This is a genomic window from Amaricoccus tamworthensis (assembly GCF_049800875.1).
Lineage (GTDB): Bacteria > Pseudomonadota > Alphaproteobacteria > Rhodobacterales > Rhodobacteraceae > Amaricoccus > Amaricoccus tamworthensis.
In genome coordinates, this window is sequence record NZ_JBNAFV010000004.1 from 141630 (window position 1) to 166258 (window position 24629).

Annotated in this window: 24 protein-coding genes; 14 read left to right on the forward strand and 10 right to left on the reverse strand. The window is 57.3% G+C overall.

Features of this window, described 5'->3' with window-relative positions; all coding sequences use genetic code 11:
* Window positions 1-7 precede the first annotated feature (7 nt).
* Genes ACP15P_RS09675 through purC form a run of 4 tightly spaced genes read right to left on the reverse strand, consistent with a single transcriptional unit; the run spans window position 8 to window position 3480 of the window.
* A complete protein-coding gene (locus ACP15P_RS09675; RefSeq protein WP_424928248.1) occupies window positions 8-1765 on the reverse strand; it encodes an ATP-binding protein in 1758 nt (585 codons plus the stop codon).
* 34 nt (window positions 1766-1799) lie between these two features.
* Window positions 1800-2477 carry a phosphoribosylformylglycinamidine synthase subunit PurQ gene (gene purQ, locus ACP15P_RS09680; RefSeq protein ID WP_424928249.1) on the reverse strand — a complete coding sequence of 226 codons (678 nt, stop codon included), beginning with the start codon at window positions 2475-2477 and terminating at the stop codon, window positions 1800-1802.
* Window positions 2474-2713 (reverse strand): phosphoribosylformylglycinamidine synthase subunit PurS, encoded by a 240-nt coding sequence (gene purS, locus ACP15P_RS09685; protein ID WP_424928250.1) that lies wholly within the window; start codon window positions 2711-2713, stop codon window positions 2474-2476. The genes purQ and purS overlap by 4 nt, the downstream gene beginning before the upstream one ends.
* A 2-nt stretch (window positions 2714-2715) precedes the next feature.
* Window positions 2716-3480, reverse strand: coding sequence for a phosphoribosylaminoimidazolesuccinocarboxamide synthase (gene purC, locus ACP15P_RS09690; protein ID WP_424928251.1), 765 nt, complete (start codon window positions 3478-3480; stop codon window positions 2716-2718).
* Between the two features lie 168 nt (window positions 3481-3648).
* On the opposite strand from purC, the gene ACP15P_RS09695 reads away from it, so the two are divergent.
* A complete protein-coding gene (locus ACP15P_RS09695; RefSeq protein ID WP_424928252.1) occupies window positions 3649-3963 on the forward strand; it encodes a DUF1476 domain-containing protein in 315 nt (104 codons plus the stop codon).
* Window positions 3964-4071: 108 nt separating this feature from the next.
* Here the strand turns inward: ACP15P_RS09695 and purB are convergent, their stop codons facing one another.
* Entirely contained in the window at window positions 4072-5376 is a 1305-nt protein-coding gene (gene purB / locus ACP15P_RS09700; RefSeq protein ID WP_424928253.1) for an adenylosuccinate lyase, read from the reverse strand.
* Between the two features lie 76 nt (window positions 5377-5452).
* On the opposite strand from purB, the gene ACP15P_RS09705 reads away from it, so the two are divergent.
* Both ACP15P_RS09705 and ACP15P_RS09710 read left to right on the forward strand, forming a co-directional pair.
* Window positions 5453-5887 (forward strand): DUF6314 family protein, encoded by a 435-nt coding sequence (locus tag ACP15P_RS09705; RefSeq protein WP_424928254.1) that lies wholly within the window; start codon window positions 5453-5455, stop codon window positions 5885-5887.
* A 40-nt stretch (window positions 5888-5927) separates the two neighbouring features.
* Entirely contained in the window at window positions 5928-6533 is a 606-nt protein-coding gene (locus ACP15P_RS09710) for a biotin transporter BioY (protein ID WP_424928255.1), read from the forward strand.
* 71 nt (window positions 6534-6604) lie between these two features.
* On the opposite strand, the gene hpt is transcribed toward ACP15P_RS09710, so the two are convergent.
* Window positions 6605-7144 carry a hypoxanthine phosphoribosyltransferase gene (gene hpt, locus ACP15P_RS09715; protein WP_424928256.1) on the reverse strand — a complete coding sequence of 180 codons (540 nt, stop codon included), beginning with the start codon at window positions 7142-7144 and terminating at the stop codon, window positions 6605-6607.
* Window positions 7145-7243: 99 nt separating this feature from the next.
* On the opposite strand from hpt, the gene ACP15P_RS09720 reads away from it, so the two are divergent.
* Window positions 7244-7708, forward strand: coding sequence for a type II toxin-antitoxin system RatA family toxin (locus tag ACP15P_RS09720; protein ID WP_424928257.1), 465 nt, complete (start codon window positions 7244-7246; stop codon window positions 7706-7708).
* On the opposite strand, the gene ACP15P_RS09725 is transcribed toward ACP15P_RS09720, so the two are convergent.
* From ACP15P_RS09725 to ACP15P_RS09735, 3 genes are read right to left on the reverse strand one after another with little or no spacing between them, the layout of a single operon-like run.
* Window positions 7687-8163: a CinA family protein gene (locus tag ACP15P_RS09725; protein WP_424928392.1), complete on the reverse strand. Its 477-nt coding sequence runs from the start codon at window positions 8161-8163 to the stop codon at window positions 7687-7689. The genes ACP15P_RS09720 and ACP15P_RS09725 overlap by 22 nt on opposite strands.
* Window positions 8163-8663 (reverse strand): phosphatidylglycerophosphatase A family protein, encoded by a 501-nt coding sequence (locus ACP15P_RS09730; RefSeq protein ID WP_424928393.1) that lies wholly within the window; start codon window positions 8661-8663, stop codon window positions 8163-8165. Before ACP15P_RS09730 ends, ACP15P_RS09725 begins: the two co-directional genes overlap by 1 nt.
* Window positions 8654-9808 (reverse strand): bifunctional 2-C-methyl-D-erythritol 4-phosphate cytidylyltransferase/2-C-methyl-D-erythritol 2,4-cyclodiphosphate synthase, encoded by a 1155-nt coding sequence (locus ACP15P_RS09735; RefSeq protein WP_424928258.1) that lies wholly within the window; start codon window positions 9806-9808, stop codon window positions 8654-8656. The genes ACP15P_RS09730 and ACP15P_RS09735 overlap by 10 nt, the downstream gene beginning before the upstream one ends.
* Before the next feature lie 135 nt (window positions 9809-9943).
* On the opposite strand from ACP15P_RS09735, the gene dusB reads away from it, so the two are divergent.
* The 9 genes from dusB (at window position 9944) to hflX (ending at window position 21764) form a co-directional block, all read left to right on the forward strand.
* Window positions 9944-10939: a tRNA dihydrouridine synthase DusB gene (dusB, locus tag ACP15P_RS09740; protein WP_424928259.1), complete on the forward strand. Its 996-nt coding sequence runs from the start codon at window positions 9944-9946 to the stop codon at window positions 10937-10939.
* Entirely contained in the window at window positions 10936-12021 is a 1086-nt protein-coding gene (locus ACP15P_RS09745) for a two-component system sensor histidine kinase NtrB (protein WP_424928260.1), read from the forward strand. The genes dusB and ACP15P_RS09745 overlap by 4 nt, the downstream gene beginning before the upstream one ends.
* Before the next feature lie 3 nt (window positions 12022-12024).
* The gene (ntrC, locus tag ACP15P_RS09750) at window positions 12025-13479 is read left to right on the forward strand and encodes a nitrogen regulation protein NR(I) (protein WP_424928261.1); all 1455 of its coding nucleotides are present in this window, start codon (window positions 12025-12027) and stop codon (window positions 13477-13479) included.
* A gap of 87 nt (window positions 13480-13566) precedes the next feature.
* Window positions 13567-15807 carry a sensor histidine kinase NtrY-like gene (locus ACP15P_RS09755; RefSeq protein ID WP_424928262.1) on the forward strand — a complete coding sequence of 747 codons (2241 nt, stop codon included), beginning with the start codon at window positions 13567-13569 and terminating at the stop codon, window positions 15805-15807.
* Window positions 15804-17201, forward strand: coding sequence for a nitrogen assimilation response regulator NtrX (gene ntrX / locus ACP15P_RS09760; RefSeq protein ID WP_424928263.1), 1398 nt, complete (start codon window positions 15804-15806; stop codon window positions 17199-17201). The genes ACP15P_RS09755 and ntrX overlap by 4 nt, the downstream gene beginning before the upstream one ends.
* Before the next feature lie 33 nt (window positions 17202-17234).
* On the forward strand, window positions 17235-18617 hold the full coding sequence (trkA, locus tag ACP15P_RS09765) for a Trk system potassium transporter TrkA (RefSeq protein WP_424928264.1): 1383 nt from the start codon (window positions 17235-17237) through the stop codon (window positions 18615-18617).
* A gap of 4 nt (window positions 18618-18621) precedes the next feature.
* Complete coding sequence (locus ACP15P_RS09770) at window positions 18622-20124, forward strand: potassium transporter TrkG (RefSeq protein WP_424928394.1); 1503 nt, start codon at window positions 18622-18624, stop codon at window positions 20122-20124.
* Window positions 20125-20263: 139 nt separating this feature from the next.
* Entirely contained in the window at window positions 20264-20500 is a 237-nt protein-coding gene (gene hfq, locus ACP15P_RS09775; RefSeq protein WP_424928265.1) for an RNA chaperone Hfq, read from the forward strand.
* Between the two features lie 13 nt (window positions 20501-20513).
* Complete coding sequence (gene hflX, locus ACP15P_RS09780; protein ID WP_424928266.1) at window positions 20514-21764, forward strand: GTPase HflX; 1251 nt, start codon at window positions 20514-20516, stop codon at window positions 21762-21764.
* Between the two features lie 35 nt (window positions 21765-21799).
* Here hflX and miaA read toward each other — a convergent pair whose 3' ends face one another.
* On the reverse strand, window positions 21800-22669 hold the full coding sequence (gene miaA, locus ACP15P_RS09785) for a tRNA (adenosine(37)-N6)-dimethylallyltransferase MiaA (RefSeq protein WP_424928267.1): 870 nt from the start codon (window positions 22667-22669) through the stop codon (window positions 21800-21802).
* A 214-nt stretch (window positions 22670-22883) separates the two neighbouring features.
* Here miaA and ACP15P_RS09790 point away from each other — a divergent pair, with 214 nt between their 5' ends.
* A complete protein-coding gene (locus ACP15P_RS09790; protein ID WP_424928268.1) occupies window positions 22884-24620 on the forward strand; it encodes an ABC transporter substrate-binding protein in 1737 nt (578 codons plus the stop codon).
* The last annotated feature ends 9 nt before the right edge of the window (window positions 24621-24629 follow it).

Sequence of the window (24629 nt, forward strand, 5' to 3'; positions counted from 1 at the left end):
ATCTCTATTACTCTGCGGCCTGGGTCTGGGACTCTATTGGGGGCAGTATCAATTCGAAGACAGCGCCTCCGTCCGGAGCATTCCTGGCGACAAGTCGGCCGCCAAGTTCCCCAGCGAATCCGGCTGAAATGGCGAGTCCCAGTCCCAGGCCCTCGCCTGGACGCTTGGTCGTGTAAAAGGGTTCAAACAGTTGGTCAGGATCCTTGAGACCCATTCCGTTGTCGGTGATCGACAGGACGATGGATTCGCCCTCTACCAGTAGGATGTCGATCTTGCGGTCTTCCATCGGTCGAACGGCATCCAGCGCATTGCGCAGGAGGTTCACGATGATCTGTTCGGTACGCAGAGGGTCTGCGCGGAGCCGTACGGGTTCGGACGGGACAACCGTATTGATGGCGACCGACATTTTTCCAAGTTGCGGCGACATCATCGACAGTGCTTCGCGAACACTGTCCCGCAGATCAATCTCGACAAGTTCGACCGGCCGTTTTGTGGCGTATGATTTAAGCTGACGCGTAATCGCACCCATGCGGTTGATCAGATCGTCAATCCGTTGGAATGATGTCATCGCCTCATCCAGACGCCGCCGTGACAGGAGCAGCCTCGCGCCCGCTAGGTAGGTTTTCATCGCCGCAAGCGGCTGATTAAGCTCATGGCTTACTGCGGCGGACATCTGTCCCAAAGCCGCCAATTTGGATGCCTGTTCCAGACTTTGTTCAGCTTCCTGCAGGTTCTTCTCAACACGCCTGCGCGTCGCGATTTCGTTGGAGAGTTTTCGGTTCAACTGCCGTAGAATGTCGGACTCGCCCTGTATTCGCGCGCTTTCCGCCTCGTGTCGACGCGACAGCAGGTAAAACAGGAGCGCCAGCAGCAAGGCAAGCACCATGAAAATACCCGCTAGAATGGCGTTTACCCGTGCCCGGACATCCTCAAGCGTCGAATAATATGTCAGTTGCCAGGATCCGTGTCCCAGGGGCACCTTGGACGCCAGCAATGGCGTCTGGTCGAAATAGACGTAAGGCACACCACCCAGCCGTTCCTCAACCGTACGGATCGCATGTCTGACCGAGGGACGCTCGTTCTCCGGCACAAGTATCTCGTCAGTCGTCCGGCCGCGCCACGAAGGCTCGGAAGCCAGCAGGATTGAACCTTCCTCGTCAGAAACGATGACTTTGGAACCCTGCAGGCGCCAACTGTTCTCTACCGAGGCCAGGTCCACCGAAACCACGATGACACCGACAAAGCGGTCATCAAATGTCAGTTTTCGTGAATAGTGGAACTGGTACGGAGTCTCGCCGCCACCTGTCACGGTAAATTCGGTCTTATCACTGCCAATGGCGGCCAGGAAAAAGTTTTGGTCGCCTTCGTAGTCATTCAGTTCATGGCTGCCGCCGGCTACGACCACGTTTCCGTCCGTATTCAGCAGGAATATGGCACCGTATCCGAGTTCCTCCTGAAAGGCGGCAAGGTCCTCGTCAATATTGGCGAACTCGCCCAGTCGGAGGGGGATGGTGAGAATGGGGTCCCGCGACAGAAGGAGAGGTGCCACGGAATGTGAAACCATCTTGGCCTTGATGGTTCCGGCATACAACGTCGCACGTGTCTTGGCCTTTGCGGCCTCTTCCTCAACGAAGGATCGGGTGAGGTAAATCTGACTGGCCCAGATGACCAATGCCATCAATACAACCGATAGAACCATGCCGATGCGCATCCAGAAGCGCTTCTGATCGGCATGTTCTTTTCCGGTCGGTTTTTTTGGCGTCATGATGCCAAAAACTTAGGCGGTATTGGTGATTTGCTCAAGTGTCCTGAAAAACCGCGTTAACAACACCGGCAAACAACCGCGCACCATCAACTCCGGGATGGATGGGGTCAATCACCCGCTCGGGATGCGGCATCAAACCCAGCACCCTGCGGTTCTCTGAAAGGACCCCTGCAATGTCATCCACGGACCCGTTTGGATTGTTGGAATACCGGAAGGCAATGCGATCCTCACCAACAAGTTTTTCAAGCGTATGCTGGTCCGCGATGAAGTTCCCGTCATGGTGGGCAATTGGAAAACGAACCTTTTCACCGGTGGCATACTGGCTGGTGAAGAGGCTGTTATTCGTCGCCACGGTGAGTTCCTCGGTCGCGCAGAGAAACTTCAGCCCCGCATTGCGCATCAGCGCACCCGGCAACAGCCCCGTTTCGATCAGGATCTGAAAACCGTTGCAGATGCCAAGAACATGTCCGCCCGAATGAGCAAAATCCGCAACGGCGCGAACCACAGGCGAATTTGCGGCGATAGCACCGCAGCGCAGATAGTCACCGAAGGAAAACCCACCCGGAATGGCCAAAAGGTCCAGACCTTTGGGCAGGGTCGTGTCCTTGTGCCAGATCATTTGGGTTTCCGCGCCCGCCGCGTCGAAAGCTACGGCTAGGTCCCGGTCACAGTTGGATCCGGGGAATACCAGTACACCAACGCGAAAAGTCACAGGATTTCCACCTCGTAATCCTCGATCACCGTGTTGGCGAGCAGCTTCTCGCACATTTTTTCGACACGGGTGCGGGCCGTATCGGCGTTGGTGTCGCTGAGATCGAGTTCGATCATTTTACCGACGCGCACGCCGTCGACATCATCAAACCCTAGGTTGTCGAGTGCGTGCAATACGGCCTCACCCTGCGGATCAAGGACGCCGTTTTTGAGCGTGATAAGAACTTTAGCCTGCATTGTCAGTTCACCAGTTTTGGCCCGGCGGCGGGCTTTCCGTTAGTGCGCGGCATGACGCCGAGACGTTTTGCCACTTCCGTGTAGGCATCTCCCAGATCGCCGAGATCCTGGCGGAAAACGTCCTTGTCGAGTTTTCGTCCCGTTTCAATATCCCAAAGACGACAGCTGTCCGGGCTGATTTCATCGGCGATCACCAGACGCTGAAAGTCGCCCTCAATGACGCGCCCAATTTCGATTTTGAAGTCCACGAGCCTGATACCGACGCCAAGGAACATGCCGGACAGGAAATCGTTAACGCGCAGCGATAGGGCAATCATGTCGTCCAAATCCTGCTGCGAGGCCCAGCCGAACGCCGCAATATGCTCTTCCGTTACCAGTGGGTCACCGAGGCTGTCGTCCTTGTAGCAGAATTCGATGATTGGGCGTGGCATCTGCTGGCCTTCCGGCAGGCCCAGCCGTTTGCTCAGAGTACCGGCTGCAAAGTTGCGGACAATCACCTCAAGCGGGATCATTTCCACGCTGCGGATCAGCTGCTCGCGCATGTTCAGGCGCTTGATGAAATGAGTGGGTACTCCGATGGAGTTCAGCCCGGTCATGAAGTGTTCGCTGAGCCGGTTGTTCAGAACGCCTTTACCATCGATGGTGGCTTTTTTCTCGGCGTTGAAAGCGGTGGCGTCATCCTTGAAATACTGAATGAGAGTGTCCGGTTCGGGCCCTTCGTACAGAATTTTTGCCTTGCCTTCGTAAATCAGTCTGCGCCGGGCCATGTGCCTCTCCGAAAAATGGGCCGGTACGGGCGCCGTTCCGTGCCGCTCCGGTTGCCGGTTCTCTATACTTTCCCCGAAAAAGGAGCAAGCACCGACATGGGCCTCTTGTCGGATGCGTGTCCTGGTGATTAGGTACGCGCGACGTCAGACAGGCAGCAGGAGACCGAAATGTCCAGTTTTGATGAACGGGAAAAGGGCTTTGAGAACAAGTTCGCCCATGATCAGGAAATGATCTTCAAGGCCGAGGCGCGGCGAAACAAACTAATCGGCCTTTGGGCTGCTGATCTGCTCGGTAAAACCGGCGACGACGCCATGGCCTATGCGAGGGAAGTCATCAAGGCTGATTTCGAGGAATCGGGAGACGAGGACGTCTATCGCAAGCTGGCTCATGATCTGGGCAACCGTGCGGACGAGAAAACCATCCGTTCCAAAATGGTTGAACTGCTGGCCGAAGCCAAGGTCCAGATTTTCAACGAGAGTTGAGTACCGAACGCTTCGCGTTCACGACCCCAAAAAAAATGCCTGTCCGAATGCACCGGACAGGCATTTTTTGTGTTTTGATATTGAGCGGACGTAAGCGGGCCGGGGCGTTTACTCTTCCCCGAACACCCGCCGGAAAATCGTGCCAACATGCTTCGTATGATATCCCAGATCGAAGCAGTCCTCGATCTCCGCTTCGGTCATAGCGGCGGTTACGTCCTCGTCGGCCTTGAGTTCCTCCAGGAAATCGGCTCCCTGTTCCCACACTTTCATCGCATTTCGCTGAACGAGTGAGTAGGAATCCTCCCGGCTCACACCTTTCTGGGTCAGCGCCAGCAGGACGCGCTGGGAATGGATCAGGCCCCGAAACTTGTTCATGTTGGCTATCATGTTGTCGGGATAGACCACCAGCTTGTCGATCACGCCCGTCAGACGGTTCAGTGCGAAATCCAGAGTGATCGTCGCATCCGGGCCAATCATGCGCTCGACCGATGAGTGGCTGATGTCACGCTCGTGCCAAAGCGCCACGTTTTCCATTGCGGGCGTCACGGACATGCGAACGATACGGGCCAGTCCCGTGAGGTTTTCAGTCAGTACGGGGTTCCGTTTGTGCGGCATTGCGCTGGAACCCTTTTGTCCCGGAGAGAAGTACTCCTCAGCCTCGAGAACCTCCGTGCGCTGCAGGTGACGGATTTCGGTTGCGATGCGTTCGATGGAGGATGCAACGACGCCGAGTGTGGCAAAATACATGGCGTGGCGGTCGCGCGGAATGACCTGTGTGGACACGGCCTCCGGCTTCAGGCCCAGCGCCTTGGCCACATGCTCCTCAACACTGGGGTCAATATTCGCAAACGTGCCTACAGCGCCCGAAATGGCGCCCGTCGCGATTTCCTCACGGGCCGCGACGAGGCGGTCCCGGTTCCGGTCCATTTCCGCATAGGCCAGCGCGAGTTTGACACCAAAGGTCGTGGGCTCGGCGTGGATGCCGTGGCTCCGTCCGATGGTGACCGTATCCCTGTGCTCAAATGCACGCTTTTTGAGGGCCGCCAGCAGACGATCCATGTCAGCGAGAAGAATGTCGGTCGCCCGGACGAGCTGAACATTAAAACAGGTGTCCAGCACGTCCGAGGATGTCATGCCCTGATGGACGAAGCGGGAATCCTCACCGACATGCTCCGCAAGATGCGTGAGAAAGGCAATTACGTCGTGTTTGGTGACGGCTTCGATCTCATCAATTCGGGCGACATCGAATTCCACGTCCCTGGCTTTCCAGACCGACTCTGCTGCCGACTTTGGGATGACCCCAAGTTCCGCCTGCGCGTCGCAGGCGTGTGCCTCGATTTCATACCAGATCTTGAATTTGGTTGCCGGCGACCAGATTTCTACCATTTCAGGGCGGGAATAACGCGGGATCACTGGGCGTGCCTTTCGGATTGTGAAGGGTTCGCGGTCTGATAGACTGCCCGGCTCTGTTGCACAAGCGAGGGAAACCATGCGGCTAAGCGCATTCGGTGGTGTCTGGGAAATTGAGCGGACAATTACCAACCATCTCGACGGATCCCTGTCCCGGTTTTCGGGTACGGCGGATTTTGGAACCGGTCCCGATCTCGGCCGGTATAGGGAGGAGGGGCGCCTCGAACTCGATGGCGGAACTGTTCTTGTAGCGACGCGAAGCTATCGCTGGACCGATGCGACGAACAGGATCGATATTTTTTTCGACCATGGCGGTTACTTCCACGGGTTCGGGCATGCCGAGGTGACGCCACTTGCGGAACATCTCTGTGGTGATGACCTTTACAGAGTGGGTTACGATTTCCAGGCGTGGCCGGTCTGGACCGCCACATGGCGTGTTGAGGGGCCCGCGAAGGATTATCTAATGACGTCAACCTATCGGCGTACTGGACAGGACATCGCAATTCAGGCATGAAAGTTGCAACGCAGCATCAGGGAAATCATGGGAGTTTGCGATGTCAGATACAATGAGCAATCCGGTTTTGAGTGAGGCCGTCTGGAAAGCGGAAGGCGCCGGGCTTTGGCTGAAGCGGGCCGCACTTGTGGCCGGCGGCGTTGCACTCCTGTCGCTAGCGGCCAAAGTTCAGGTGCCCGTATGGCCCTCGCCGGTTCCGGTGACCCTCACAACGTTTGTCGTGCTGACCCTCGGTGCCGCATATGGTCCGCGTCTCGGCTTTGCCACCATACTCGCCTACATGCTCGTTGGGATGCTGGGTTGGGATGTGTTTGCCGGCTCTTCGGCTGAAGCAAACGGCCTGACCTACATGATGGGCAGCACCGGCGGTTACCTGGTTGGTTACGTCCTCGCAACTCTCGCGCTTGGATTTGCCGCCCGAAAGGGATGGGACAGAAACGTAGCCGGTATGGGCGCCGCGATGCTGGTGGGCAACGCACTGATCTACATCCCCGGCATTCTGTGGCTGGCGCATCTCTACACCTGGGAAAAACCCATCCTCGAGTGGGGCCTGACGCCTTTCCTGATTGGTGATGCCCTGAAACTGGTTCTGGCCGCTCTGATAGTTCCGGCGGTGTGGAAACTGGTCGGCAACGCGCGCGGCTAACCGCTGCTCGATAACTGGATTTTCTGATCAAGCCCGGGCGTAACGTCCGGGCTTTTTCTTTTGAATGGCGTTTATTCAATGAAACGGACGGCGCCAATATGGTCGAGATTGCGGTTCCTTTGCCCGTAGTCGATGCCGTATCCGACCACAAACCTGTCCGGGATTTCAAAGCCGGTCCAGGTGGCCTTGATGTCGACCTCGCGCCGTGATGGCTTGTCAAGCAGCGCGCAAACCTCGAGCCGGGCAGGGTTTCTGGTACCGAGAATGGCCAGAACGTGGTTCAGCGTGAAACCCGTATCAACAATATCCTCAACGACCAGAACATCCCGTCCCTCAATTTCTCCGCGCAAATCTTTCAAAATGCGGACTTCCCGGCTGCTCTCGGTGGAATTGCCGTAGGATGAGGCTTCGAGGAAATCGACCTCGATGGGCAGTTTGATTTCCCGCACGAGGTCAGCGGTAAAAATGAACGATCCCCTCAACAGGCTGACTATGACCAGCTTGTCGGTTCCCTCATAAAATTCAGTAATCTCACGCGCGAGTTCCTCAACCCGGGCTGCGATTGCTTTGGCGGAAATCAGCTCGTCAATGACGTATTTCGGGTCGGACATCCACATTCCTGGCGCTAATTTGGCGTTGAAGGTTGAATTTCGCTCACCCTATTGTCATTGACGGTCGGCGACAATCGCTTCCTGACCTGCAAGGTGTCCATGCCCACTCACGCCGAAAAACGCGTCATGCCGTACAGCCCGCAACAGATGTATGACCTGATTGCCGATATCCGGAAGTACCCGGAATTCCTGCCCTGGTGTTCCGCCTGTCGTATACGCTCAACCAGACCGCTGAGCGAAGGCGAAGGGTCAGTCATTGATGCCGACATGGTCATCTCATTCAAGGTATTTCGGGAAAAGTTCGGCAGCCGCGTCACCCTAAGGCCTGAAAATTCGACCATTGATGTCGAGTATCTGGACGGTCCGTTCCGCTACCTGAACAACCACTGGAAATTTTTGCCAGCTGAGGGTGGTGGGTGCGAAGTCGACTTTTTCGTCGATTTCGAATTCAAATCCGCAATCCTGCAGAAGATCATCGGTGTTGTTTTCGGCGAGGCCATGCAACGGATCGTCAGGGCCTTCGAGCAGCGCGCCGAAAAACTCTACGGTGCGTCGACCAGCTGAAGTGCTAGGGCCAGTGCGGTTTCGACACTGCGCATCCGTACGTTCTCCCGTCCGATAGCGCCAAACTCACGCTTTTCGGTCAGGGTCCGGCCTTCAAAGCTCAGACCGAACCAGACGAGGCCCTCCGGCTTTGCTTCCGATGCGCCAGGGCCTGCGACACCTGTGATTGCGATGGAAAGTTGCGCGTCTGAATTTTTGATTGCGCCAACGGCCATCTGACGTGCAACGGGCTCCGAAACCGCGCCGTGTTCAGCGAGTGTGCCGGTGCTGACATTCAGGTGAGCGGTTTTGGCCGCGTAGGAATACGTGACAAAGCCCCGGTCCACGACATCGGAGGAGCCGGGTATTGCCGTCAGCGCCGCACTGACCATGCCGCCGGTGCAGCTTTCGGCAGTAACCGTCATGATTCCGCGGCTCCTGCACACGTCCAACAGTCTCGTGGCAATTTCTTCCATCATTTCATCAGCAATCCGTGCGAAATTGCGGCTGCAATTGCCACAAAAACCGCCGCAAACACGCCGGCCGCCACATCGTCAAGCATTACTCCCACCGGTCCATGCATACGGTCGGCACGACCCACGAGCCACGGCTTCCAGATATCGAAGATCCGGAAAAGGATAAACGCACCGACCCAGCCCGGCCATGGAAACACGTGTGACGCGGCGCCTCCAAACCAAAGCCCCGCTGAGAGGGGGAAGAGCGCGATCCACTGTCCCACCACCTCATCGATAACGATGGACGAGGGGTCATGATCCGCCGTTCCCATTGTCTCGACGCGCGTGGCATGTAGCCCTGCGAAAAATACGAGAAAGGTCGCGGACAAAAGTAATGGGAACCCGCCCAGCCAATGAAGCAGCCACGCAACCGGAATGGCCGCCAGTGAGCCGAACGTTCCCGGAGCCACTGGGATGAGCCCAATAAAGCCGAATGTCGCGATGAACCGGGTCATTGGGATACCACCGTCGCTGTAGCCATTGCCGCGATGCCTTCCCCGCGTCCCGTAAACCCAAGTTTTTCGGAAGTTGTTGCTTTCACGCTGACGCGACCGACATCAATCCCGAGTATCCGGGCGAGTTCGGCGCGCATCGGGTCTGAATGCGGTCCGATTTTGGGGCGTTCGCATATGATTGTGCAGTCGATCGACGAAATCTCAAATCCACGTGCCTTCACCCTTTCAGCGGATTTGACTAGAAACACTTCCGACGCCGCACCTTTCCACTTCGGGTCCGACGGTGGAAACCATTGCCCGATGTCGCCCTCGGCAATGGCGCCAAATAGCGCGTCGGTGACCGCATGCATGGCCACATCCGCGTCGGAATGTCCCTTCAGCGCTTGGTCATGCGGGATGCTGATGCCGCAGAGTACAACGCTGTCACCCTCGGTGAAGGCGTGTACGTCATAGCCATTGCCGCACCGGACATCCATCGTATTGCTCCCGATCTCGTGCTGTGCGCGACCGTAGTCCGCTGCAGTCGTAATTTTGTAGTTGGATTCGCTGCCCGAAACAATCCGGACATCTATCCCCTTAGCTCTCGCAACGGCGACATCGTCAGCAAGGTCACCTGATGAGTTTTCGTGCGCCGACAGGATTTCGCGGAAGTGAAATCCCTGTGGCGTTTGCGCCCTCCATAGGCCCGTACGGTCCTGAGGAGTGGTCGCGTGATCGCCATCAGATTTCCATAGAGCGTCGATGACGCGGAGTGCTGGGAAGGCACCTTTCCCGGTGTTCAGGGACTCGCGGACATCGCGGATTATGTCCAGCGTAACGAATGGTCGGGCTGCATCGTGGATCAGGACATACTGAGGGTTCCGGGCCTCCAAAGCTTTTAGGCCCTCAAGTACGGACGCCGCACGATGCTGTCCGCCATGTACCAGGGGAAGCAGCCTGTTGTCGTTCAGTCCCTGAGTTGCCTGCGCATACCTCTCGGCGTCCTCCGGGTGAATGACGACTATGACGGCGTCAATTACGGGGCTGGAAAGAAATGCCGTTATTGTGTGACGCAGTATTGGCTGGCCATTCAGGTCAAGATACTGTTTGGGAGTATCGCCTCCCATGCGGCTTCCGCGCCCGGCGGCAACGATCAGGCCGACTGTTTCCATTGCGCACCCCTCAGTGTTTGGAAGCGTATACAAAGCGGAAACGTCAGGCACAACTATGACCGATTGCGCTTGCGGATTGCATAAATTGTGATCATCGCCTAAGCGTTTACCAAAATATGCCTTGGAAATAATCAGATGACATCCCAAATGGACGGCCATTTTCTCAATCCGCCTGTTTTTCTTGCACCTATGGCTGGAATAACGGACGTTCCCTTTCGTTCGGTTGTCCTTGGGTGTGGTGCCGGATTCGTAGTGTCTGAGATGGTGGCGTCCGCTGAAATGGTTCATGCAAAGTCTTCCGTGCGCAGCCGGGCCCTCCCAGGCGCGGAAGTGCAGCGGTCCGCCGTGCAGCTTGCCGGACGGGAAGCGGGTTACATGGCCGAGGCCGCCAAAATCTGTGAGGCTGGGGGAGCTGGGATCATCGACATAAACTTCGGATGTCCGGCAAAAAAGGTCACAAACGGCTGGTCCGGGGCTGCCCTGATGCGGGAGCCCGATCACGCGATGCGCCTCGTGGATGCGGTTGTAGGAGCGGTGAGTGTGCCCGTTACGCTGAAGATGCGTCTGGGTTGGGATGAAAACCAGCTTAACGCGCCGGAGATTGCAAAACGTGCCGAAAATGCGGGTGTCCGAATGATAACCGTCCACGGTCGTACCCGTTGTCAGTTTTATAAAGGTTCAGCTGACTGGGCCAAAATCGCGCAGGTCGTTGAAGCCGTGAATGTACCGGTCATCGCGAACGGCGATATTCTTGATACCGCTACCGCAAAGCAGGCCATGAGCGACTCCGGTGCCCGTTCGGTCATGGTTGGGCGCGGCGCACAGGGTCAGCCGTGGATCATCAATCGCCTCTCTGATGAACTGAACGGTAAGACTCCGCCGGAGGATCCGGACCTGAAGGAGCGGACTGAAATTATCCTGACCCACTACGATCACATTCTGTCATTCTACGGACGCGATCTGGGTGTGCGCGTGGCGCGGAAACACCTGGGCTGGTATCTTGAGCGTGTGGATGGCGCCGCCGACCTGCGTGCGCGTGTCCTGCGCATGGGTGATCCAAATGACGTGAGTACGGCTATCGGAGCCGAACTGCCCCATTGTTCTACTGCGCGTATGGATATCGCATCATGAGCGGTGTTTCGTTCGATGCGCTTTGGAGCGCCATTCCTTATCCTGCATTCATTGTCGCGCCCGATGACTCCATCGCCGGAGCCAATCCGTCAGCCGAGGAATTCGGCTCCACTTCTGAGAAACAGATGCACGGCAAGCCGGTGGATTACTACCTCGGCGCGAACAGCGTTGTTATGGAGGTGGTGCGTCAGGCGCGAAAGAACGACATTCCCGTGACCCAGTACAACGTCATGGTGGGTTGGTTGGGCAATGTGCCAACCCTGCAGAACGTTCACGCCGTCCCGATGCGGGAAGCCTGCGATAAAATTCTCATTCTGCTTCACCCACAGGGACGGGCGGCAAAGATGGACCGAAGCCTGACACACCGGTCGGCGGCGCGGTCGGTCTCCGGCATGGCCGCCATGCTGGCACACGAGATCCGCAATCCGCTCGCCGGTATTTCCGGGGCCGCACAATTGCTGGAAATGGGTCTGACGGATGCGGACCGTGAACTGACAGGCCTGATCCGGGGTGAGGCTGAACGGATCGGCAGCCTGGTGGATCGGGTGGAGAAATTCGGTGACCTGCGGCCCACGCAACGGATCGCTTTCAACATTCACGACGTCCTCGACAGGACCCGGCGTTCCGCGCAGGCCGGTTTCGCCAACCACGTCCGCTTCCGCGAGGATTTCGATCCGTCCCTGCCTCCGGCACTCGGTGATCCGGACCAGATGTTGCAGGTTTTCCAAAACCTCATGAAAAATGCGGCCGAGGCCCTGCCGCCAACTGGTGGTTTGATCACGGTCACAACCGCATTCCGGCCGGGAGTAAAGCTGTCCAGGCCGGGTGGACGCAGCGAAAGCCTGCCGCTCCTGGTTGTGATTGGGGACAACGGGCCGGGCATCCCCGACTCGATGGTGGCGGACATCTTCGACCCGTTCGTCAGTTCCAAAGTGAACGGAACAGGTCTCGGGCTGTCTCTGGTTTCGAAAATCATCTCCGATCATGGCGGCGTCGTCGAATGCGAAAGCCGACCGGGTCGCACACGTTTTCTTGTCCGGCTTCCGATCAGCCGAGACGAACAGGTATCTGAAGAGGGATAGGTCATGGAGGGAACAATTCTGGTCGCGGACGACGACCGCACCATCCGAACGGTTCTGGCGCAGGCTTTGACCCGCGCCGGATGCAAGGTCCGGGCCACCGGAACCACCTCCACGCTCTGGCGCTGGATAGACGAGGGCGAGGGGGATGTGGTCGTCACTGACGTCATGATGCCCGACGGCGATGCGCTGGACCTCCTGCCGGCCATCAAGCGTCGTAGACCGGAGCTTCCGGTGATCGTCATGAGCGCACAGAACACGGTAATGACCGCCATTCGCGCCGCAGAGGTTGGTGTCTACGAATACCTGCCAAAACCGTTTGATTTGCGCGAGGTGCTGGGACAGGTCTCCAAGGCGCTGAAGCAGACAAGCAGGCGTGTTGTATCTCCGGATGACGAGAGCATCGCACCGAAGGACGAAAACCTTCCCCTCATTGGTCGCAGCCCGGCGATGCAGGAGGTCTACCGGATCCTTGCGCGTCTTATGAATACGGATCTTGGCGTGATGATCACCGGGGAGAGTGGAACCGGTAAGGAACTCGTGGCCCGCGCCCTGCACAATTTTGGTCTTCGCAAGGACGGGCCCTTCGTTGCCGTCAACATGGCGGCGATTCCGCGTGAACTGATCGAATCGGAGCTTTTCGGTCATGAAAAAGGCGCATTCACGGGTGCGGACCGCGCCGCTCCAGGTAAATTTGAGCAGGCGAGGGGAGGGACGCTGTTCCTCGATGAGGTTGGCGACATGCCCATCGATGCCCAGACCCGACTCCTTCGTGTGCTTCAGGAGGGTGAGTTCACCCGCGTTGGCGGCAGGGAGGTCCAGTCCGCCGATGTGAGGATCGTGGCGGCCACACACCAGGATCTTTCGGAACTCATTCGCGAGGGCCGTTTCCGCGAGGACCTTTTCTACCGCCTGAACGTCGTTCCCATCAGTATCCCGCCGCTGCGTGACAGACTGGAGGATGTCCCTGATCTGACCCGGGCATTTCTGCGCAGGGCGGAAGCGGAGGGCCTGCCGCGGAGGGTGATCTCAAAGGAAGCGCTGGAAATTCTTGGGAAACAGGAGTGGACGGGCAACGTCCGTGAACTCGAAAACCTCGTGCGGAGGCTCTGTGTCCTCTGTACTGAGGATGTGATTTCCGGTGCCGCAGTGGCGCGTGAGATCGCCCAAAGACCCTCATCCGCCTCCAACGACCAGGACGCCCAGCCCCAGCGTCTGGCACATGCCATTGAGGCTCATCTGAAGCGGTATTTCGACCTCCACGGGAACGGCCTTCCTCCGGTTGGACTCTATGATCGAATTCTGAAGGAAATGGAGTTGCCGCTTATCGCGCTTTCCCTGTCGGCAACGCGTGGAAACCAGATAAAAACGGCTGAATTGCTGGGAATTAACCGTAATACGCTCAGAAAAAAGATCCGTGACCTCGACATTCGGGTGACACGTGGCAAAAAAATGATGTAAGACAGCCACAGTCGAGCACAATTGAAGCGCCGCTGAAGCATGCGCCTGCATCCTCTGAGCATACTGGGCGAACGCCTGGTAGTATCCATGAACAACCGAAACGCCCGGATGGGCGTCTTCTGGCTTATGGTTGTATTGGGTGTCATTCTCGGCATTGCAACCTTCGCATCCCTCGGTGGCCTTGAGGGCCTGAGTGGCCGCAAAACACTCCGGGCCATTCTTGTCGCGGACTTCATATATGCCCTGATGGTCGCCACATTTGTCGGGAGGCATCTTGCGGCCATGATTGCGGCCAGGCGCCGACAGTCAGCAGGGTCGCGACTGCACGTGCGTCTCGTGCGCATGTTTACGGCCCTGGCTATCATCCCGACGGTTCTCGTCGCGATTTTTGCAACGATCACGCTCAATTTCGGTCTGGAGGGCTGGTTCTCGGACCGGGTCCGCGACGTGGTCTCAAACTCACTCGCTGCCGCTCAGGCCTATGAGGAAGAGCATACGAGTACGCTCACCGCCGATACGCGTGTCCTCGCTCAATACATCAGCGACCAGAAGCGACGATACCCGCTGCTCTCCGGTGGCGGGCTGCGCGAAACCCTGACCAACGGTCAGATACAGATGCAGCGGGCGCTCTCAAAGGCTTACATCATCGATGGCGACGGAACCATCAGGGCCCGCGGCGAGCGCAGTTACCTGTTCTATTATTCCCGTCCATTGCCTGAGGAACTTGAACGCGCCCGAAATGGTGAGCTCGTCATAATCCAGGATTGGGAAAACAACGAGTTCCGCGCGCTCGTCGAACTCGAAAGGTTCAGCGATCATTTCCTCTTTGTCAGCCGGGAAGTCGACGGTGAAATCCTCGGTCTGCTGGATGAAACACAGGAAACGGTCCTCCTCTATCAGCAGCTCGAAAAAGAACGCGGCAGTTTGCTGTTTGAGTTTGCTCTGATCTATCTGGGCTTCGCTCTGGTCGTCATCCTCGGAGCCATGTGGATGGGCATGTGGTTCGCGGAACGTCTTGCACGGCCGGTTGGCCGCCTGGCGAGTGCCGCGGAACGGGTTGGTAGCGGAGACTTCAATGTGCGCGTCAGGGAAGCCGCCGGCGACGACGAGATCGCCCTGTTGGGACAGGCGTTCAACAAAATGACCCGTCAGGTGAAAGGCCAGAGGGATGCGCTGGTCTCGGCTCACCAGGATACTGAACGCAGAAGACGACTTTTTGACTCGGTACTTTCCAGCGTTACGGCCGGAGTCATTGGCCTCGGCGATGACTGTCATGTGGAGGTTATGAACACTGCCGCCTCGGACCTGCTGGACCTGGAGCCTGAAGAGGCGATTGACCGTCCCCTCGAATTTGCGGTGCCCGAGTTTATGGATCTGCAACAGCAGTTGCAGAACGGTCGCATCAACGTGGTGAAGGGAGAGATCAAACTTCGCCGCCATGGTCGTGAGAAAGATCTCCTTGTCAGAATGGCCAAGAGGAATTCGAACGAGGGCGACCTTGAGGGGTATGTGATTTCCTTTGACGACGTGACGGACCTTGTTGCCGCTCAACGGCTTGCCGCCTGGGGGGACGTAGCGAGACGCATTGCGCATGAGGTCAAAAACCCGCTCACACCAATTCAGTTGTCTGCCGAACGCATCCGGCGAAAATTCGGGCCCAAGCTGGGGGATGACCAGCAGGCCATGGTTCGCATGACCGACGTCATCATCCGTCAGACCGATGATTTGAGGCGGATCGTAGACGAGTTCTCCAAATTCGCACGCATGCCCGCGCCCGATCGCAAGGCGCTCGATCTGACCAAACTGGTCGAGGAAGCCGTGCTGCTACAGGAAAACGGACGGCCTGACATCCGTTATGTCACGGAACTCCCGGATCACGCCGTGCTGGCTCAACTCGACAGCACCATGATCAGCCAGGCTCTGACCAACCTGATGAAGAATGCGGCGGAGGCGGTCGATGACCGCATCGCTGAAATGCCGCAACCGCGCGGACAAATCATGGTTCGACTGGTCACTTCGCCGGAACACCTGCAGATCGAGATTGAGGACAACGGCTCCGGGTTGCCAGACGCGGCGAGCAGGCTGTTTGAGCCTTATGTAACCAACCGGGAAAAGGGCACCGGCCTTGGCCTTTCCATCGTCAAAAAGATTATCGAGGAACACGACGGCACGCTGGAACTGCTGCCGTCCAATGGCTTTGAGGACGGCGGTCCGAAGGGAGCCCTCGCGAAAATTACCCTGCCTCATGTGAGGATTGAAAGCCCGGCCGGTGAGGACCGTTCGGAAAAAGAAAAGATAACCGAGAAGTTGAGAGAGAGAATAAAATGACCGACATTCTCGTAGTCGATGACGAGCAGGATATCCGGGACCTTATCGGAGACATTCTGGAAGACGAGGGCCACGGTGTCCGGCTGGCCTGGAACAGCGATACCGCATTCGAGGAGATCAACAGGGCGGCACCCGACCTGATCATTCTCGACATCTGGCTCAAGGACAGCCGGTTCGACGGCATCGACATTCTCAAGCGGGTCCGACGTGATAATCCCGCAATCCCGGTTGTGATCATTTCCGGTCACGGAAACATTGAAATCGCGGTGGCAGCAATCAAACAGGGCGCATACGATTTCATCGAGAAGCCTTTCAACATCGATCAGTTGACCGTGGTGATCGAACGCGCCCTGGAGGCGTCGCGTTTGCGGCGGGAAAATGCATCTCTTCGTGGGCAGGATGCTTCTGAACAGGTCATGCTCGGTAAAAGCGCCGCCTTCCGTCAGATGAAATCACAACTCGACAAGGTCGCCCGCACCAACAGCCGCATCATGCTGTCGGGCCCGCCAGGATCGGGCAAGGATGTGGCCGCACGCTATATCCATTCTAATTCCGACCGGGCCAAGGGTCCGTTCATCGTCGTGAATTCCGCCTCGATCGCCGCCAATCAGATGGAGGAGGTGCTTTTCGGTCGTGACACCCCGGAGCGTGGCGTCGAGCCGGGACTTCTGGAGCGGGCCAATTCCGGCACGATTTTCTTCGATGAGGTTGCCGATATGCCCATCGGCACGCAATCGAAAATCCTCCGGGTGCTGGTGGATCAGTCGTTCCAGCGTGTCGGTGGGACCGACACGGTTCGCGTGGATGTGCGGGTGCTCTCAGCAACCACCCGTGACCTGGAGGCCGAAATGCAGGCCGGGCGTTTCCGCACGGAACTCTACCACCGCCTCAATGTGGTTCCGGTAAGCGTACCTGGACTGGAAGCCCGCCGGGAGGACATCCCGGAACTCGCGGCGCATTTCCTTGAGCAGTTGAACAAGGCCCAGGGCCTGCCGCAGCGTCTGCTTGCACTGGAAACCGAAGCCCAGTTGCAGACCATGCGCTGGCCCGGCAATATCCGGCAATTGCGCAACATCCTCGAGCGTGCGCTGATCCTCGGACCGGACAAAGGCCGGATTGAGCCTGGTGAACTCGTGACGGAGGCGCCCACTGCCGACGAAGGCGATCCTGGGCTGCTTGGAGCTACATTCGCTGGACTTCCGCTGCGCGAAGCGCGGGAGACGTTTGAGCGCGAATATCTTGTCGCTCAAATCAGTCGTTTCGGTGGGAACATTTCCAGGACCGCGAGTTTCGTGGGAATGGAACGCTCGGCCTTGCATCGCAAGCTCAAGTCATTGAATGTCATTCCGACAGGCCGGGGGCAGCGCAATGACGAGGCGCAGGAACCGGCCTGACCGTAATTTGGTTAGTGCCGGGGCTTAGGCTGTATGAAGATCATCGTTTGCGGTGCGGGGCAGGTAGGGGGTCAGATTGCCCGTCATCTCTCCCGCGAGCAGGACGCCAATCAGGTAACCGTGGTAGACAACAACCCGGCCCTTGTTAGGCGTTTGACGGAAGCCTACGACGTCAGCGGTGTGACCGGATTTGCCTCACATCCTGATGTGCTCGAACAGGCAGGCGCGCGTGATGCCGATATGGTCATTGCTGCAACCCAGTCGGATGAGGTCAACATGGTCGTGTGCCAGGTGGCCCACTCGGTATTTTCCGTTCCTAGGAAGATTGCCCGCCTGCGGTCGCCGTCCTACCTCAATACTCTCTATTCCGACCTGTATCGGCGCGAACACCTCCCCATTGATGTGGTCATTTCGCCGGAGTTTGCTGTCGCCGATGCGGTTATGCAGCGGCTCGCTGCGCCTGCTGCATTCGATATTGAGGCGTTCCTTGAAGAAAAGGCCCAGCTGGTCGGGATTTCCCTCGACCGTGACTGCAGCGTGCTCAACACGCCTCTCAGGCAGCTCTCAGAGCTTTTCACTACACTGCGGGCGCATGTTGTGGGCATTCGGCGCGGTGAACGTCTTTTTGTGCCGGAGCCCCCGGATCAGCTCTACGAGGGCGACCAGGTTTACGTGTTCTGCGTGACCGAAGACCTTCAGCGTGTGATGGAGGTATACGGGAAGGCAAGTCTCGACGTTCAGCGCACGCTGATTATCGGCGCAGGCAATATCGGCTTGAACGTTGCTCAAAAACTCGAGTCCAAAGGACGCAAATCCAGGGTCAAGCTCATCGAGAAAAATATGGATCGTGCGGAACATGCCGCCGATACGCTAAAGCGGTCCATAGTTCTCAATGGCGATGCCCTGGACCTCGAACTGCTCCATGAGGCGAACGTGCGCCGCGTGGATGCCGCTCTGGCACTGACGGACGACGACAAGACCAATATCCTCGCCTGCGTGAGAGCCAAGAACGAGGGCGCGAAACTTGTGGTCGCGCTGGTCAATGATCCCTCGCTAATTGGTCTGATCGCACCCATGGGCATCGACGCCTACGTCAACCCAAGAGCCACTACTGTATCCTCCATCCTCCGCTACGTGCGCCATGGTCGCATCCGGGCGGTGTATTCAATCGGTGATGGAGAGGCCGAGGTGATTGAGGCACAGGTTCTGGGAACCTCCGCCATTGCCGGAAGGCTGATCCGGGATGCTGAATTTCCTGAATCGAGCATCGTCGGCCTGATCCAGAAAAAGGATCGTATCATGGTGCCCAAGGGAGACACCCGCATCGAGGAGGGTGACGTCCTCACCATTTTCGCAACCAGCGAAGCAGTTGCCGAGGTGGAGCGGTTGTTCCAGGTCGGCCTGGATTTCTTCTAGGTTGATGTCGTACCTTCGCCAGTTTCCGGCTTTTGTCCTGCTGCTCCTGTTTTCGGCTGCCCTGATGATGGTCCCGGCGATCGACGCGCTGATCGACCACAACATGCTTATTTCACGGACGTTTTTTTATCACTCCGTGTTTTTTGCCGTAATTTCGGTGCTTCTTGGACTGGCCACGACCAACTGGCATCCGAGAGTTCCAGAGCGATACCATCTCCTGACGCTCCTGATGGTATACATCCTACTGCCGATATTCCTGGCGGCCCCGCTCGTACCCCTCGTGCCGAACATGGATTTCATGGATCTCTACTTCGAGATGCTGTCCAGTCTGAGCACGACTGGTGCGTCGGTATTCGAACGTCCCGCCCTGATCTCCGATACGATCCACCTGTGGCGCTCACTTGTCGGTTGGCTCGGTGGTCTGATCGTGCTGGTCACGACCTTCGCCGTTCTGGCGCCGCTCAATCTCGGCGGCTTTGAGATCAGCGACAAAACGGGCGGCCAGTATTTGCGGCATGGGGCAGGGACCATTGAGGAGGCAAGCCGCCGTATCGTTCAGAAGGCGCGGACGATTACGCCCATATACGTCATGGGCACCTTTGTTCTGGCTTTGATCCTGACCGTTTGCGGTGATCGTCCGTTCGTGGCCCTCTGTCATGCGATGGCGACTGTATCCACAAGTGGTGTGTCTCCCATAGGCGGCGTCGAAGGGGCCGGCTCTGGACGACTTGGCGAGATTGCCATCGCAATTTTCCTGTTGTCCGCAGTGTCCCAGAAAACCGTATTCAGGAGCCGTTGGACCGAACGTATCCCGCGCTTCTCTGATCCGCAGATGCAGTTGATGCTGATATGCGTGCTGGGAATCACCGTGGTACTGTTCTGCCGCAACTTCATTGGTGCGGCAGAGGTGGATCGGCAGGACAATCTTGCCGCAGCGGCACAGGGGGTGTGGGGGTCGATCTTCACAATTTTGTCATTCCTCACCACGACAGGCTTTGAGAGCAGTGACTGGCGCACCATGCAGGTCTGGTCGGGACTGCAAAGTCCGGGGCTGATTCTCCTCGGTGTGGCCGTGATGGGCGGGGGTATCGCTACCACAGCTGGTGGTGTGAAGCTGCTCAGGGTCTATGCGCTGTACCGCCTGGGGCTGCAGGAGATGGATCTTCTGGTCCATCCCAGCAGTGTCCGCAGGCAGGGTCACGGCGACAAGATGATTTCAGACCGTGGGCCCCAGACAGCCTTTGTTTTTCTGATGCTTTTTCTCGCCACGCTGTCACTTCTCCTCGTTGCGCTCAGCGCTACAGGTCTCGGATTTGAACGCAGCCTGACGCTTGCCATTGCCTCTCTAACGACGACTGGCCCCGCAATTCTGACCCTGTCGGACGGCTTTGGTTATGCGGATCTCAACGATGCCGCGCAGGTGATTTTCTCCGCGGGCATGATCATCGGGCGTATGGAGGCGCTGGTGATCATTGCGCTCTTCAACCCCGCGTATTGGCGGAATTGATGTCACTTCTGCAAAGTGGCCACAGTCGGGGAAAAATGATGCACTGCACTAGAAATCCCAAAAACCGGCAACCATAATTGTAAGGCAACGAAAACATAAGCCGTTCCCGGATGGCATATACAACTTAAGGCTGAGAAAAATGGCTGCCGACAGACAAAATCTCCAGGATGCGTTCCTCAATAACGTAAGAAAAGCAAAAGTTCCCGTAACGATCTTTCTTATGAACGGCGTTAAGCTCCAGGGTGTGATCACTTGGTTTGACAACTTTTGCGTTCTTCTGCGTCGGGACGGCCAGTCTCAGCTGGTCTATAAGCACGCCATTTCTACCGTAATGCCGGCCCAGCCGATCAACCTTTACGAGCCGGAAGATAGCTGATCAGGAACAGCGGATGCGGACGGTTGTTCTGCATCCAGCCAGACTAAACGGGTCCGAAAGGGACCCGTCCGACGCGCTTGAGGAAGCGGTCAGTCTGGCCGCCGCACTGGATCTCGAAGTCGTCGCATCCGATGCCGTCCCGCTTCCAAAGGCGCGGGCCGGTACTTTGTTTGGCTCCGGCAAGCTGGAAGAACTTGCCGAACTGGTTTCGTCGAATGAGGCTGGGCTGGTTGTGGTCGACGCGGTCGTCACACCTGTGCAGCAGCGCAACCTCGAGAAAGCGTGGAACTGCAAGGTTCTCGACCGGACGGGTCTTATCCTTGAGATCTTTGGTGATCGCGCCAAAACGAGGGAAGGGGTCCTTCAGGTCGAACTGGCCCATCTAAGTTACCAGAAATCCCGGCTCGTGCGCAGCTGGACACACCTTGAGCGCCAGCGCGGTGGTGTTGGCTTTCTGGGTGGCCCCGGAGAAACCCAGATTGAGGCCGACCGTCGTGCCTTGGACGAGCGCATGGTCCGCATCCGAAAGTCGCTCGACAAGGTCATCCGGACCCGTGGTCAGCACCGTTCGGCCCGGAAGCGCGTTCCGTTTCCGGTTGTAGCTCTCGTCGGTTACACCAACGCGGGCAAGTCGACGCTCTTTAATCGCCTGACGGGCGAAACCGTTCTGGCGCGCGACATGCTCTTCGCAACCCTCGACCCGACCATGCGCTCTATCACGCTGCCGAGTGGTCGTCAGGTTATTCTGTCGGATACGGTTGGGTTTATCTCAGATCTGCCAACACAGCTGGTGGCGGCATTTCGCGCCACTCTTGAGGAGGTGTTGGAAGCTGACCTGATCGTCCATGTCCGCGATATTACCCACGCTGAAACCGCGCACCAGGCTCAGAATGTCCACGAGGTTTTGGAACAGCTTGGTCTTGATGAGGAACGGCAATCGGGAACGCTGGAGGTCTGGAACAAGGTCGACAAACTGACCGGCGAAGACCTGGACGCAACGTTGAATTCCGCCGCCCGTGGGGGAGATACTCTCGCCATATCAGCGGTGTCCGGCATGGGCGTGGATGCGCTGCTTGAACGAATTGAGCAGGAACTGGCCTCTGAAATGGTTGAGGACCAGGTCGAGCTGGAGTTCAGCGACGGGAAAAGAAGGTCGTGGTTGTTTGATCGCAATGTCGTGCTGAGTGAAAAGGTTCAGGAAGGCGGTTATCTCTTTGATGTGCGATGGTCTCAGCGGGACCGTGAACGCTTCCAAAAACTTTAATAATATCGTATAAATATCTGAAAATAATATAAAATTTATATTTTATTCCAGTCTGACATTCGGTTTCTCAGCCATGTCCGCTGGCGTTTTGCAAACTGCCGGGTCGCTATGGTGGCGTCCTGAATAGCCTTATCAAGGTCCACATGGCCTTCAAGAAAACTGATAAGCTGCGATGCTCCCAGGGCACGTGCGGCAGGGAGGTTGCGATCATATCCATTGTTCATGAATTGCCGGCATTCTTCCAGAGCTCCGAGTTCCACCATTTTCCTGAACCGGGCCTCGATGCGCTCGTTCAGAACTTCGGTGGGTGGATTGATGAGTGTCTTCTCGCAGGATGATCCGTCGACCAATGGCGCGGTCTTTTCCATCTGCCATTTGTACAGTGGGCGTCCGGTGCTCGTGAGGACTTCCCACGAACGCTGCACGCGCATTGGGTTGTTCGTGTCGATACGGAAGCGGATTTCCGGATCACTGGCTTCAAGATCAGCGATCATTTTGTGCAACTCGTTGCTGTTCAGCAGAGCTTGGGACGCCGCACGTACCTCCGGCTTGATTTCCGGCACGTGAGCCAGCCCGTTGGTGAGTGCGTCGAAATAGAGCCCGGTACCGCCAACGACAATCACGGACAGGTCTTTGGTGTGGGCCTCGCGAAGTATCGGTGCAACGTCGCGCAACCAGGCGCCAACGGAATAGCGGCAATCCGCTTTCACGTGCCCGTAGAGGCGATGATCAGCCAAAGCGAGATCTGACGGCTGAGGTCTCGCGGACAGAATGCTCCAGCAGTCATAAACCTGAAGGGCGTCCGCATTGATGATTACGGAAGGTGAGGTTTCGGCCAGCCGTAATGCATGGTCGGATTTGCCGCTCGCAGTAGGACCCGCAATGAGCGTTGTTTGTGATGTCATGAGAATAACCGGTGGCGGGGTATCACAACCACAAAACCAAATAACATAATCATCATTATGTGCATATAGCGCCTGTCATCCCCATCGCCAAAAGGTATCCCGCGGTGACCGTGGTCAAATTCCCGATACCAGGGTTTTGCAGCCAATCTTCCGTTGACCCGTTCGCGGATTTGTTTTGCAATTGCAAGGCACATGATCACCACAGGGATTAATGATGACCTCCGGCACAATCAACGGCAAAGACGTGCACCCCGCGGTTCCGCGACTTGCTGAAGAATGTCTCGGCGGCAAACTCAACCGGCGTGAGTTTCTGGCCCGCGCCACGGCACTTGGTGTCACGGTTCCGGCCGCATACGGTTTGCTTGGGCTCAGTGTACCGCATGTCGCCAGAGCGCAGGAAGGCAAACCCGGTGGCGTGCTGCGGGTGTCCATGTCCGTCATGGAAATCAGCGATCCCCGGATTTTCGACTGGTCGGAAAAAGGCAATGCCTGTCGTGGTTTCCTCGAAAACCTGGTGCGGTATACGCCTGATTTCGGTTTTGAGCCCTACCTTCTGGAAAGCTGGGAGGTAAACGGGGACGCCACGAATTATGTTCTGAAGCTGCGCCGTGGCGTCAAATGGTCCAATGGTGACGACTTCACCGCAGACGATGTTGTGTTCAATTTCCGGCGCTGGTGCGAGCGTCATGTCCCCGGCAATTCGATGGCGTCCCGCGTTGGTCCCCTCATCGAGAAAAAAGGCGAGGAAACCTATATTGGAACCGTGACCGAGGATGACGGCACGACCGTCGAACGGGAGCTGGTCCGGGACGTTTTTGGCGCACGCGAAGATGCGGTCATTCTGGTAGATGATCACACGGTCGAGCTTAATCTAAGCTCCCCTGACATCACGATCATTCCAGGGATAACCGACTACCCCGCTCTGATTGTCCATCGCAGCTTCGATGAAACCGGTGCGGACATCACCCAAAACCCCATTGGAACCGGTCCCTGGGAACTCGTGAGCCATGAGCCCGGCGTACGCTCGGTCACACGCCGTCGGACGGATGGCAATTCCTGGTGGGGCGATGAGGTGTTCGGTCCCGTTTTTCTCGATGGTGTCGAATTCATCGACCATGGCACCAATCCTGCCGCCGAAATTGCGGCCTTCGAGGCCGGTCAGCTCCACACAAATTACCAGACCACAGCCGATTTCGTAGAGGCGTTTGATGATCTGGGACTGCAAAAAACCAGCGTTGTCACGGCCGCTACCATCTGCATTCGCATGAACGTAAACCATCCCCCTTTCGACAATGTCGAGGTGCGGCGGGCCATCCAGATGTCGGTGGATAACGAGATTATTCTGGATCTTGGATATCAGGGCATGGGCGAGGTTGCGGAAAACCATCACTGCGGCCCCATGCATCCGGAATACAAAAAACTTCCTCCCAAAATGGCCGTGCCCGAGTCGGCGATGAAACTCCTGACCGCAGCCGGTCACGCGGACACGGAGTTTGAGCTTCTCTCGATCGACGACGACTGGAGGCGAAACTCAACCGATGCCGTAGCCGCCCAGATGCGCGATGCGGGCATGAAAGTTCGGCGCATTGTGATGCCGGGCAGCACGTTTTGGAACGGATGGGTCGGATACCCCTTCTCTTCAACGAACTGGAACATGCGGCCGCTGGGAGTTCAGATCTACGCGCTCGCCTATCGCAGCGGCGAGGCATGGAACGAAACCGGGTTCTCCGACGCGGAATTTGACCGGCTTTTGGATGAGGCCCTAAAAATAGCCGATGCCGAAAAACGCAGTGAACTCATGGGTCAGATGGAAAAAATCCTCCAGGATTCCGGTGTCCTGATCCAGCCCTTCTGGCGCTCCCTGTTCAGGCACATGACATCCGATGTACGGGGCCTGGGAATGCATCCGACCTTTGAAACTCATTTCGAACAGGTCTGGCTCGACGGCTGAGCGGGTGCG

Excerpts from the sequence above, each read along its gene's own strand:
- miaA (WP_424928267.1), bottom strand. The coding sequence starts at position 22,669 with ATGACATCACAAACAACGCTCATTGCGGGTCCTACTGCGAGCGGCAAA.
- ACP15P_RS09790 (WP_424928268.1), top strand. The coding sequence starts at position 22,884 with ATGACCTCCGGCACAATCAACGGCAAAGACGTGCACCCCGCGGTTCCG.
- purC (WP_424928251.1), bottom strand. The coding sequence starts at position 3,480 with ATGGCCCGGCGCAGACTGATTTACGAAGGCAAGGCAAAAATTCTGTAC.
- ACP15P_RS09695 (WP_424928252.1), top strand. The coding sequence starts at position 3,649 with ATGTCCAGTTTTGATGAACGGGAAAAGGGCTTTGAGAACAAGTTCGCC.
- ACP15P_RS09725 (WP_424928392.1), bottom strand. The coding sequence starts at position 8,163 with ATGGAAGAAATTGCCACGAGACTGTTGGACGTGTGCAGGAGCCGCGGA.
- ACP15P_RS09675 (WP_424928248.1), bottom strand. The coding sequence starts at position 1,765 with ATGACGCCAAAAAAACCGACCGGAAAAGAACATGCCGATCAGAAGCGC.
- ACP15P_RS09745 (WP_424928260.1), top strand. The coding sequence starts at position 10,936 with ATGAGCGGTGTTTCGTTCGATGCGCTTTGGAGCGCCATTCCTTATCCT.
- hfq (WP_424928265.1), top strand. The coding sequence starts at position 20,264 with ATGGCTGCCGACAGACAAAATCTCCAGGATGCGTTCCTCAATAACGTA.
- ntrC (WP_424928261.1), top strand. The coding sequence starts at position 12,025 with ATGGAGGGAACAATTCTGGTCGCGGACGACGACCGCACCATCCGAACG.
- hpt (WP_424928256.1), bottom strand. The coding sequence starts at position 7,144 with ATGTCCGACCCGAAATACGTCATTGACGAGCTGATTTCCGCCAAAGCA.
- ntrX (WP_424928263.1), top strand. The coding sequence starts at position 15,804 with ATGACCGACATTCTCGTAGTCGATGACGAGCAGGATATCCGGGACCTT.
- ACP15P_RS09755 (WP_424928262.1), top strand. The coding sequence starts at position 13,567 with ATGAACAACCGAAACGCCCGGATGGGCGTCTTCTGGCTTATGGTTGTA.
- ACP15P_RS09710 (WP_424928255.1), top strand. The coding sequence starts at position 5,928 with ATGTCAGATACAATGAGCAATCCGGTTTTGAGTGAGGCCGTCTGGAAA.
- ACP15P_RS09705 (WP_424928254.1), top strand. The coding sequence starts at position 5,453 with ATGCGGCTAAGCGCATTCGGTGGTGTCTGGGAAATTGAGCGGACAATT.
- ACP15P_RS09770 (WP_424928394.1), top strand. The coding sequence starts at position 18,622 with ATGTCGTACCTTCGCCAGTTTCCGGCTTTTGTCCTGCTGCTCCTGTTT.
- ACP15P_RS09720 (WP_424928257.1), top strand. The coding sequence starts at position 7,244 with ATGCCCACTCACGCCGAAAAACGCGTCATGCCGTACAGCCCGCAACAG.
- dusB (WP_424928259.1), top strand. The coding sequence starts at position 9,944 with ATGACATCCCAAATGGACGGCCATTTTCTCAATCCGCCTGTTTTTCTT.
- trkA (WP_424928264.1), top strand. The coding sequence starts at position 17,235 with ATGAAGATCATCGTTTGCGGTGCGGGGCAGGTAGGGGGTCAGATTGCC.
- hflX (WP_424928266.1), top strand. The coding sequence starts at position 20,514 with ATGCGGACGGTTGTTCTGCATCCAGCCAGACTAAACGGGTCCGAAAGG.
- ACP15P_RS09735 (WP_424928258.1), bottom strand. The coding sequence starts at position 9,808 with ATGGAAACAGTCGGCCTGATCGTTGCCGCCGGGCGCGGAAGCCGCATG.
- purS (WP_424928250.1), bottom strand. The coding sequence starts at position 2,713 with ATGCAGGCTAAAGTTCTTATCACGCTCAAAAACGGCGTCCTTGATCCG.